Below are 9,702 nucleotides of genomic sequence, written 5' to 3'. Positions count from 1 at the left end.
CGCACCAGCACCATCGAGTGCTCCTGCAGGTTGTGACCCTCACCGGGGATGTACGCGGTGACCTCAACCTGGCTGGTCAGCTTGACACGCGCGACCTTGCGAAGCGCCGAGTTCGGCTTCTTCGGAGTCGTTGTGTACACGCGGGTGCACACCCCGCGGCGCTGCGGGCTGCCCTTGAGGGCCGCGGTCTTGACCTTGGCGACCTTGTCACGGCGACCCTTACGGACCAGCTGCTGAATGGTTGGCATCTACCGGCTTCCTACTGTTTCTGTTTGATACGGGTGCTTCTAAGTCTCTGTAGTGCAGTTACGCCCTCCCGCAGTCCCCCGCGGCCGGGTGTGTCGCAGGCGCTCGCCGCGGAGTTAATCCGATGCGTAGTTGACATGCGAATTGGCCCGGCGTGCGCGTCTTAGGTGAAGCGCCTAAAACCGCCAGGCACGAGCCACCACATTACCCGCCGCTAGTCCGGCAGGTCAAAGCGACGATGTCGGGGTCCGATGGACCGCTTGGCCGGGCATGGTTACCCGGCCTACTGCGCCGCGGATTCGCTGCGTCGCTCCATGCCGGCGGCCAGCCGCAGCACCATATCCGAGAACACCGAGTCGGTGTCGATGTCGTCCATTACCCCGGTCATTTCCAGCAGGACGAAGCCGTGCATTGCCGACCAGAATTCCAGTGCCGCATAGAAGGCTTGCTCGAGGTCCAGACCGTAGGAGGACAGCACGGCGATCACCGGCGTGGCGGCAGCCCGGGTAGCGGCGGTGTACTCGGGATCGTCACCGGCCCCCAGCGGCATCCGGGTGAAGGCCGAGTACCGGCCCGGGTGGTGATGGGCGTAGCTGCGATACGCGCTGGCCATCACCAGCACGGCATCGTCACGCGCACGGCCCTCGCCCACCCGGTTGAGCATCGTGATGATGTCGTCGATGACGCGGATTCGCACCGTGCGGCGCAAGTCTTCCAGGCTGTCGACGTGGTTGTACAACGACGGGCCCTTGGTTCCCAGCTGCGTCGCCAAGGCGTTAATCGTCAGGGCGTCCCAGCCCTCGCGGTCCAAGAAGGTGAGCGCGGCGTTGACGATGATCTCGCGACTCAATCTGGTCGCACGGGACGCGGGCTTTGCTCCGGCGCCCGACCGGCCAGCCGACGACTCCGGCTCAGCTGGCATGACGATCGCCCCTTCGGTCGCGTTACCGGGTAAGTCGACGACTTCTAGTTGAAGCCATCCCGGAACGAAGAACTCTAGTCTGCCGACGACGCAAACACGTAGGCTCTTTTCGAGCAGATCACGCGCCACGGCGAGAGGAGCCCGGGAGTGAATTGGTCGATTCCTTGCCGAGCTGTGGCGGCCTCCGCGATCGCCATCGCGTTTACCTCGGCTGCCGGCGCGCCGACCGCGCACGCGAAGAACGGTGACACGCACATCACCGGTGAAGGTATCGAGCAGACCATCGACTGCAACGGAGCGACGCTGTTGGTCGACGGCACCAGGAACGTCGTCAACGCGCTGGGCTCGTGCTGGGCGATATCGGTGATGGGCTCGGGTCATACGGTCGTCGCCGACAACGTCGTCCACGACATCACCGTCTACGGTTCCAACGAGTCGGTTTTCTACAAGAGCGGCGACCCGGTCGTGTGGGATCGCGGTCGCGAACTCGGCATGACCAATCGCGTCAGTCACGTAGGGGGATAAGCAGTATGGGCAACGCCTACGGCTCGTCACGCCGTCGGGCCGCGGCGGCCGCCCTGGCGCTGTCTGCGGTGGCGGTGCTCGGGATCGCGGGCTGCGGTCCGAAGAACAACGGCACGGCGCCATCGACCGGCTCGCCGACCTCGTCGACGCCCGCTCCGTCCACGACCAGCACCGGCGCCCAGTTCGACATCGGCAACACGATAAACTACGGATCACTGGGCACCACAACCACTCTCGATTGCGGCGACGGCAAGTCGCTGAACGTCGGCGGATCCAACAACACGCTGACGGTCAAAGGCACCTGCGGAACCGTGAGCATCGGCGGTGCCGACAACAAGATCACCATCGACAAGATCGACACACAACTCAACGTGGTCGGATTCAACAACACGATCAGCTATAAAGCGGGCGATCCCAAGGTCGATAACCTCGGCAGTGGTAACACCATCAACAAAGCCGGTTAGTCTTACGCAGCAATGCCATTCGACATCCTGATCAGCGGCGGCGGCATCGCCGGACCGAGCCTGGCCTTCTGGCTCACCAGACAAGGCCACGCTGTCACGATCGTCGAACAGGCTCCCCAACTGCGCACCGGCGGACAGGCCGTCGACTTTCGAGGCCCGGCGCTCACCGTGCTCGAGAAGATGGGTCTGCTCGAACAGGTGAAGGCGGGCGCCACCCAGATGGGGCCGCTGGTGTTGGTTGACGAGAAAGGCAAGGAAGTCGGCCGTCTGCCCGCCGAAGTCATCAGTGGCGAGGTGGAGATGCACTGGGGAGATTTCACCCGCATCTTGTACGACGCCGTCCGTCACGACGTGAATTACCGCTTCGGCGTTCGCGTTACGGCGCTCGAAGACAACGGTCATGAGGTCGACGCGACCTTCAGCGACGCATCGACCGCCCGCTACGACCTCGTTATCGGCGCCGACGGGCTGCACTCCGGCACGCGCAGGTTGGTGTTCGGCCCAGAAGAGCGCTACGTCACCCAACTGGGTCAGTGTTTCGGATTCTTCGACATCGATAACCGTCTGCGGCTCGACCATTGCGGCATGGCCTACATCGATGCCGGCCGAACCGTGGCCCTGCAGGGCATCGAACCCGACAAGCCGGCGCGAGCCAGCCTGTTTCTCAACGACCCGCACGTCGCGTTCGACTATCGCGACACCAAAGGCAACAAGCGGCTGTTCAATGAGAGATTTGCCGAGATGGGATGGGAAGTTCCCACTCTGCTCGAAGGTCTCGCCACGGCGCCGGAGGTGTACTTCGATTCGATCGCCCAAGTCCACCTGGATTCGTACGCGCGTGGACGGGTGTGTCTGACCGGCGATGCGGCCTGGTGCGCCTCGCCACGCTCGGGTATGGGCACCACTCTAGCGTTGGTCGGGTGCTACGTACTGGCTCACGAAATGCACGCGGCGGGTGACGATTACGCTGCGGCGTTCGTCCGATACCAGGGACTACTGACTCCGTACGTCGCGCGATGTCAGAAGCTCGCGATCGACGCCCTGAGAACCGAACGCTTCTCCTCGGGCCGGCTCGCCCCGCTACGCAACGTCGCTCTTCGGATGCTGCGCATCCCAGCCGTCAGCAAGCTGGTCGCCCGGCAGTCGTTGGCGGCGGCGCGTTCCTTCAGCCTGCCGAACTACTGAGCCGCCGCGCCGTGGCGGCCGGCGCCGGCGGCGAAACGTCCGGCACCTTCCATCGCTTCGGCGGCTACCCGGGAGAGGCTGGCGAATTCGTAGTCCAGCGCGTCGGCTTCGTTTGTCCCCCACTGATGCAACGCCGAGAGCCGATCCGATCGCATGCATTGCTGCGGCAGCGTAGCCAACTCGGCGGCCAACTCCTCGGCAGCTGCGCGCGCCTGCCCTTTGGGCACAACACGATTAGCCAGGCCGATCGCCAGCGCTTCGGTGGCCTCGACCGCACGACCGGTGAGGATCAGGTCCATCGCCCGGCTCTGCCCGATCAGCCGAGGCAGCCGGATCGTGCCACCGTCGATCAGCGGTACCCCCCACCGACGGCAGAACACCCCGAACACGGCGTCCTCCTCGGCGACTCGGAGATCGCACCATAATGCGAGCTCCAGCCCGCCGGCGACCGCATAACCACTGACCGCGGCAATCACCGGTTTTGACAACACCATTCGAGTGGGCCCCATCGGCCCGGGGCCCGTCCGGTGCGCCGCGTTGGCCTGCGGGGTGCCGAGCGCTTTTAAATCCGCTCCGGCACAGAATGTTCCGTGATCGCCCCAGAGCACTGCCACCGATGCCGTGTTGTCGCGGTCGAACTCGTCGAACGCCTCAAACAGTCCGGTAGCGGTTGGTCCGTTGACCGCATTACGGGCCTCGGGCCGGTTGAGGATCACGGTGGTCACCGGACCCCGACGTTCTACGCGTACCGGATCGCTCATTTCGCCTCCACTAATCGGATATCGTCGCGCCGCGCGAGCAGTTCGGCGGCGAAGTCGTTGTATTCGGCCCGCAGTCGGGTACCGGGCCAGTCCGCGGGCAGCAGTTCCGCCGGTAGCACCGGATCGGTCAGCAGGTGGCGCACCATCGCGGCGGCCACGACGAACTTTGCCGGCACGTCGGCGGCGTCCGACATGTCGGCGAGCAGCCGCCGACCGGTACGAGCCCACGACGCCAAATCCCAGAGCTGGCCGGCCAACTCGGCCGGCTCGTCGTCGCGGGCCTGCACGACCCGCACCCGGTCACGGACGTCGGCGTCGAGGTCGAGGTCGAGGTTGTCCGGGCGCATCCACACGCCTTCACGTAACTCACCGAAACGCTTGTGGTGCAGAGTCGTTCGCAAGGCAGCACGGGTGCGGGCGTCGGTGCCGATGCTGGTGACAATCAACGTGGTCCAGTACCCGCGCCAGGGCCGAAGCTGGGGCCGCATGGCCTCGTCCTGCCTGCGCTGACGGGCGAGCAGTCGGTCGGCGAGCCGGTAGCCGTCGGCGGACCGGACCAGGTCGCCGGCGCCGACCATCCGGGTCAAGGCCACCCGCAACGTGGCTTCTTTGATGTCGAAGTCGTTGGTGAGCCGTATCAGCTCGGCCGCGCTGGCCCATGCCGGGTGCGCGCCGAGCAGCACGCTGAGCACCACCGACCGGGCGGTCATGCGCGCCAACGATTTCGGCATCGTGTTACACCTGCGAAGCGCGCCGGCCGTAGTCACCGAACGGTTCGTCGCGGTGCTTGACCGCCTCGCGGAAGCCGTGCTCGACCGCGTCGGCAACGAACGCATGTCCCTCGGGCGTGTGCCGGGCGACACCGTCGAACACCGTGCTGACCATCCTGCTGGTCGCCACGCCTTGTTGCAGCAGTGCGGAATTGAGTGCGAGTTTCACCATGATCAGCTGGTTGACCGGCACCGCGGCGATCCGCTCCACCAGACGTTCGGTGCGCTCGTCGAGGTCTTTGGGGTCCGGTGCCTCGACCGCCAGACCCCACTCGGCCGCTTGGGCTCCGGTGATGCAATCCCCAGTCAGCAGAAGACGTTTGGCGCGTTGGTCGCCCAGCCGATGCGCCCACAACCCGGCGGCCGGCACCCCCCAGACGCGGGTCGGCGGATAGCCGATCTTGGCATCGGATGCGGCGATCACCTGGTCGGCGTGCAGCGCGATATCGGTGCCGCCGGCCACGCAATAGCCGTGGATCTTGACCACCGTCGGCTTGTCCGCGTGCAGCAGGCTGGAAAAGCCGCGCACGAAGCGACTCATCATCTGATAGTCGATCATCGGGTCCCACGGCTGATTCGGTAAGTGGTTGACCGCCTGGGTTTTACCGTCCAGCGAGGTTCCGTGATAGGCGCCGGTGCCACCGGCCGAGCCGGTGCGGTCTGCATAGGCGCTCAGATCGAACCCCGCACAAAAACCCTCGCCGCGCCCCGAGACCAGAATGACGTGCACGTTGGGATCCAAGTCAGCGCGTTCCACCAAAGCCGAGAGTTCCAGCGGAGTGTCGGCAATGATCGCGTTGCCCTTGTCGGGCCGGTTGAAGGTGATGCGCGCAACCCGGTCGGTGACCTCATAGGTCATCGTCTTCAAGTTGTCGAAGTCAACCGGTCGGATCGCGTGCGTCATCGGCGCCACTCCTCAGCATTTGCGCCGCTCATGCGGTGCCCGGTCGGGTCGGCGCGCGTCATCCCTTTACCAGAGCACGCTCGATGATCGGCGCGAGATCCAGCCCGGCGGGCATGGTCCCAAAAGCGCCGCCCCACTGGCCTTCGAGCCGAGTGGCCAGGAACGCTTCGGCAACGGCCGGGTGCCCGTGCCTTACCAGCAGCGACCCCTGCAACGCCAGACAGATGTCCTCGGCGACCTTGCGGGCCCGATACTGGATCGTCTCCACGTCGCCCAGCTGCGGACGCAGTTGCTCGACGTGGCGGTCCAGCCGGGCGTCCTGGCCCGCGCTCTTGGCCAGCTCATCGAAGAGGACCTCGATGCACTCGGGGCGAGTTGCCATGGCGCGCAACGTGTCCAGGGCGCTGACGTTGCCAGAGCCTTCCCAGATTCCCATCAGTGGCGCCTCGCGGTACAACCGCGGCATGCCGGACTCCTCGACATAGCCGTTGCCGCCCAGGCACTCCATGGCTTCGGCGGCGTGCGGGGTCGCACGCTTGCACACCCAGTACTTGCTGGCGGCCAAGCCGATTCGACGCAGCAGGGTTTCGGTCTCGTCGCCACGCACGGCGCTGTCGGTGGCGCCGGCCATCCGCATCGCGACCATGGTGGCGGCCTCGGCCTCGACGGCCAGGTCGGCCAGCACGTTGCGCATCAGCGGCTGGTCGATCAGATACTCGCCAAAGGCCTTGCGGTGCTGGGCGTGGTGCACGGCGTGGGTAAGCCCCGTGCGCATGCTGGTTGCACTGCCCAACGTGCAGTCCAGCCTGGTGAGGTTGACCATCTCGATGATGGTCGGAACGCCGCGCCCCTCTTCACCGACCAACCACGCTGTGGCGCCGTCGTATTCGACCTCGCTGGACGCGTTGGCGTTGTTGCCGAGCTTGTCCTTGAGCCGCTGCAGATGCATCCGGTTGCGGGTGCCGTCGGGCAGTACCCGGGGCAGGAAGAAGCAGGACAGCCCGCCCGGAGCTTGGGCGAGCACCAGGAAGACGTCACACATCGGTGCCGAGGTGAACCACTTGTGGCCGGTCAGCCGGTAGGTACCGTCGCCGTTGGGGGTGGCTTCGGTGTTGCCGGCCCGGACGTCGGAGCCACCCTGCTTTTCGGTCATCGACATGCCGGCGGTGATCCCGACCTTGGTGGCCGCAACCTTCAATTCGGGGTCGTACTCGCGGCTGGTCAGCAGGGGCTCGTAGACGGCGGCCAACTCGGGGTTGAACCGCAACGCCGGGACGACCGCGTACGTCATGGAAATCGGGCACATGTGCCCCGGCTCGGCGGTCCACACGCTGGTCTTGGCCGCGCGCACCACGTGCGCGCCCGGCCGGTCGTCGGCCCACGGCGCGGCGTGCAACCCGTGCTCGAGCGCAACGCGCATCAGCTCGTGGTAGGCCGGATCGTATTCGACCTCGTCGATGCGGTTGCCGTAGCGGTCATGGGTCCGCAGGATCGGTCGGTTGCGCTGGGCCAGCTCACCCCAGCGTTGGGTCTGCCTGGCGCCGGAGATCGCGCCGACCGAGGTCACGTCGTCCAGGCCCCACTGACCGCCTTCGCGGATCAGCGCCTCGACGAGAACCGGGGACGATGCCGGGTTGTGCTCCTCCAACGGCGGCACCTGGTTACTGACGACATGAGTATCTGGCATCCCACCAATGTTACATTTTTTCTACAACCGCACAAGAGGTGTAATGCTCAGCGTGGATGGGCGGCGAAGAACTCCCACAGCTTCGCGGTGGCGAAGTCCGGCCAGTGATGGCCGCCATCGCCGACCGTGATCAGCGCCACGCCGCGGTTGCCGGCGCACGAGGCGGTCGACGTGGTGACCGAGCCGCTGGTCGTCTCGGCCGGCGGCTGGCAACGATCGACATTGCGCCAGAACGCATTCAGCTCGGGCACCGGCGGTCCGTTGATGTGGGCGTAGCCGTGCCCCTCACCGCCGCCGTAGGGGATATTCGGATCCGCGGTGCCGTGAATCGCCATCACCGACACCGGGTGCGGCGATCGGCATGGGTCCAGCTGTGTACCGGACACCGGGCCGATCGCGGCGAACAGGGTGGTGTTGCAGGCCAGGCTGTACGACATCATGCCGCCGTTGCTCATGCCCGTGGCATACAGCCGAGAGGCGTCGATGCTGACATTCTTCGTGACATCGACGACGGCCGCGGTGATAAAGCCGACGTCGTCGATGTGTTCGCGGGCGGGCCTGCCGCAGCACCCACCGCCGTCGACGTTCCAGGCCCGGCTGACACCGTCGGGGTAGGCGACGACGAACTTCGATGAATCGGCCAATTGATCCCAGCCGTAGGACCTTTCGGCCTGCTCGGCGCTGCCGAAGCCACCGTGCAGCACGACGACCAGCCCCGCCGGTGCCGACAGCCCCGAAGGCTTGTGCAGCCGATAGACCCGATCATGTCCGCCGACGCTGATGGTGTGGATGCTCGCGCCCTCCACGAAGCCGGACGGCGGCTTGGGATGCAGGACAGCACAACTCGCGACAATCAGCACGACGCCCAGCAGCATCGCGATCCGACGAAGCATCTCAGCCGCTCGTCTTCTCCCGCAGGAACGCAATATCGTCTTTGCGTCCCTCTTCGGCGGTCTCGCAGATCACCGGCGCGTCCGCGGCCTTGACCACCGCGACCAGCAGCTCTGGATCGATCTGCCCGGTCCCGAAATTGGCGTGCCGGTCGCGCCCCGAGCCCGCCGAATCCTTGGAGTCGTTGCAGTGCACCAGGTCGATCCGGCCGGTGATGCCCTTGATCCGGTCGACGGAGTCGACCAGCGCCTCCCCTGCCGCCCAGGCGTGGCAGGTGTCGAGGCAGAAGCCGATTCCCTTGTCGCCGATGACATCCCAGAGTCGGGCGATCGTGTCGAAATGGCGGGCCATCGCGTGGTCGCCGCCGGCCGTGTTCTCCAGATACACCGGGACCTCGGTCTCCAGCTGGTCGAGTGCCTTGCCCCAACGCAGGAAACCCTCGTCGAGATCGGTGTCTTCGGACACGTGGCCGCCGTGCACGATCACCGCGGCGGCGCCGATCTGGGCGGCCGCGTCGCAGGTGTCCTGAAGGATCTTGCGCGACGGGATCCGCACCCGGTTGTTCGCCGAGGCGACGTTGATCAGATAGGGCGCGTGCACGTAGATCGGCAGGGCCGCGGCCTTGAGCTCCGCGGCATCCTCCCGCGGTTTAGGCGCCTTCCAGCTCTGCGGGTTACCGAGAAAGATCTGCACGACGTCGGCGCTTTCGGACGCCGCTGCGGCCAGTGGATCCTGCGGGCTGACATGTGAACCGATGAGCACGTCGGCCAGTCTAGTGAGACAGCCGGACAGGCTCACGAAAAAGCCCCGGGCGCATCCCGGGGCTTTTTCGATAGTGGACTAGCGGTAGTCGCTGTAGCCGTAGTCGTCCAGCGGTACCGCGGCTCCGGTGGCCTGGCCGAAGTCCGGGCTGTAGTACTGATCCTCGTACGACGGGATCGTGTACGCCGCAGCGCGGGCCTCTTCGGTCGGCTGCACCTGGATGTTGCGGTAACGGTTGATGCCAGTACCGGCCGGGATCAGCTTTCCGATGATCACGTTCTCCTTCAGACCCTGCAGCTTGTCGCTGCGGCAGTTGATCGCCGCATCGGTCAGCACACGCGTGGTCTCCTGGAACGACGCCGCGGACAGCCACGAGTCGGTGGCCAGCGACGCCTTGGTGATACCCATCAGGACCGGACGTCCGGCCGCGGGCTCGCCGCTCTCGGCCACCACGCGACGGTTGGAAGCCTCGAACTCCGCACGGTCGATCAGCGAACCGGGCAGGAACTCCGTCGAGCCCGAGTCGATGATGGTCACCCGGCGCAGCATCTGCCGGACGATCACCTCGATGTGCTTGTCGTGGAT

Annotated in this window: 11 protein-coding genes and 1 pseudogene; 3 read left to right on the top strand and 9 right to left on the bottom strand. The window is 65.9% G+C overall.

Annotation, left to right across the window (positions count from 1 at the left end; translation table 11 throughout):
• Positions 1–248, bottom strand: a 248-nt coding sequence (gene rpsL / locus WAO18_RS20575; RefSeq protein ID WP_422208082.1) for a 30S ribosomal protein S12, incomplete at its 3' end; no start/stop codon positions are given.
• A gap of 281 nt (positions 249–529) precedes the next feature.
• Positions 530–1,168: a TetR/AcrR family transcriptional regulator gene (locus WAO18_RS20570; protein WP_422208081.1), complete on the bottom strand. Its 639-nt coding sequence runs from the start codon at positions 1,166–1,168 to the stop codon at positions 530–532.
• A 147-nt stretch (positions 1,169–1,315) separates the two neighbouring features.
• Between WAO18_RS20570 and WAO18_RS20565 the strand changes: the two genes are divergently transcribed.
• The 3 genes from WAO18_RS20565 to WAO18_RS20555 are packed head-to-tail and all read left to right on the top strand — an operon-like array spanning position 1,316 to position 3,342.
• Complete coding sequence (locus WAO18_RS20565; RefSeq protein WP_422208080.1) at positions 1,316–1,693, top strand: DUF3060 domain-containing protein; 378 nt, start codon at positions 1,316–1,318, stop codon at positions 1,691–1,693.
• A gap of 5 nt (positions 1,694–1,698) precedes the next feature.
• On the top strand, positions 1,699–2,157 hold the full coding sequence (locus WAO18_RS20560; RefSeq protein WP_422208079.1) for a DUF3060 domain-containing protein: 459 nt from the start codon (positions 1,699–1,701) through the stop codon (positions 2,155–2,157).
• Between the two features lie 12 nt (positions 2,158–2,169).
• The gene (locus tag WAO18_RS20555; RefSeq protein ID WP_422208078.1) at positions 2,170–3,342 is read left to right on the top strand and encodes an FAD-dependent monooxygenase; all 1,173 of its coding nucleotides are present in this window, start codon (positions 2,170–2,172) and stop codon (positions 3,340–3,342) included.
• Here WAO18_RS20555 and WAO18_RS20550 read toward each other — a convergent pair.
• From WAO18_RS20550 to WAO18_RS20520, 7 genes and pseudogenes are all read right to left on the bottom strand, one after another.
• Positions 3,336–4,103 (bottom strand): crotonase/enoyl-CoA hydratase family protein, encoded by a 768-nt coding sequence (locus WAO18_RS20550; protein ID WP_422208077.1) that lies wholly within the window; start codon positions 4,101–4,103, stop codon positions 3,336–3,338. The genes WAO18_RS20555 and WAO18_RS20550 overlap by 7 nt on opposite strands.
• On the bottom strand, positions 4,100–4,822 hold the full coding sequence (locus tag WAO18_RS20545) for a PaaX family transcriptional regulator C-terminal domain-containing protein (RefSeq protein ID WP_422208083.1): 723 nt from the start codon (positions 4,820–4,822) through the stop codon (positions 4,100–4,102). The genes WAO18_RS20550 and WAO18_RS20545 overlap by 4 nt, the downstream gene beginning before the upstream one ends.
• Before the next feature lie 16 nt (positions 4,823–4,838).
• The gene (locus WAO18_RS20540) at positions 4,839–5,777 is read right to left on the bottom strand and encodes a crotonase/enoyl-CoA hydratase family protein (protein WP_422208076.1); all 939 of its coding nucleotides are present in this window, start codon (positions 5,775–5,777) and stop codon (positions 4,839–4,841) included.
• Positions 5,778–5,835: 58 nt separating this feature from the next.
• The gene (locus WAO18_RS20535; RefSeq protein ID WP_422208075.1) at positions 5,836–7,464 is read right to left on the bottom strand and encodes an acyl-CoA dehydrogenase family protein; all 1,629 of its coding nucleotides are present in this window, start codon (positions 7,462–7,464) and stop codon (positions 5,836–5,838) included.
• A gap of 47 nt (positions 7,465–7,511) precedes the next feature.
• Positions 7,512–8,357 (bottom strand): alpha/beta hydrolase family esterase, encoded by an 846-nt coding sequence (locus WAO18_RS20530; RefSeq protein WP_422208074.1) that lies wholly within the window; start codon positions 8,355–8,357, stop codon positions 7,512–7,514.
• Position 8,358: 1 nt separating this feature from the next.
• Positions 8,359–9,117, bottom strand: a complete 759-nt coding sequence (locus WAO18_RS20525; protein ID WP_422208073.1) for a deoxyribonuclease IV — start codon at positions 9,115–9,117, stop codon at positions 8,359–8,361.
• 78 nt (positions 9,118–9,195) lie between these two features.
• Positions 9,196–9,702 (bottom strand): annotated as a pseudogene (locus WAO18_RS20520) (DNA-directed RNA polymerase subunit beta'); the annotation flags it as partial.

The sequence above is a fragment of the Mycobacterium sp. genome (assembly GCF_049278535.1).
GTDB lineage: Bacteria > Actinomycetota > Actinomycetes > Mycobacteriales > Mycobacteriaceae > Mycobacterium.
The sequence above is the reverse complement of the archived record's forward strand: the minus strand, read 5'-3'. Positions and strand labels throughout refer to the sequence as shown.

Excerpts from the sequence above, each read along its gene's own strand:
- WAO18_RS20570 (WP_422208081.1), bottom strand. The coding sequence starts at position 1,168 with ATGCCAGCTGAGCCGGAGTCGTCGGCTGGCCGGTCGGGCGCCGGAGCA.
- WAO18_RS20560 (WP_422208079.1), top strand. The coding sequence starts at position 1,699 with ATGGGCAACGCCTACGGCTCGTCACGCCGTCGGGCCGCGGCGGCCGCC.
- WAO18_RS20555 (WP_422208078.1), top strand. The coding sequence starts at position 2,170 with ATGCCATTCGACATCCTGATCAGCGGCGGCGGCATCGCCGGACCGAGC.
- WAO18_RS20550 (WP_422208077.1), bottom strand. The coding sequence starts at position 4,103 with ATGAGCGATCCGGTACGCGTAGAACGTCGGGGTCCGGTGACCACCGTG.
- WAO18_RS20540 (WP_422208076.1), bottom strand. The coding sequence starts at position 5,777 with ATGACGCACGCGATCCGACCGGTTGACTTCGACAACTTGAAGACGATG.
- WAO18_RS20535 (WP_422208075.1), bottom strand. The coding sequence starts at position 7,464 with ATGCCAGATACTCATGTCGTCAGTAACCAGGTGCCGCCGTTGGAGGAG.
- WAO18_RS20530 (WP_422208074.1), bottom strand. The coding sequence starts at position 8,357 with ATGCTTCGTCGGATCGCGATGCTGCTGGGCGTCGTGCTGATTGTCGCG.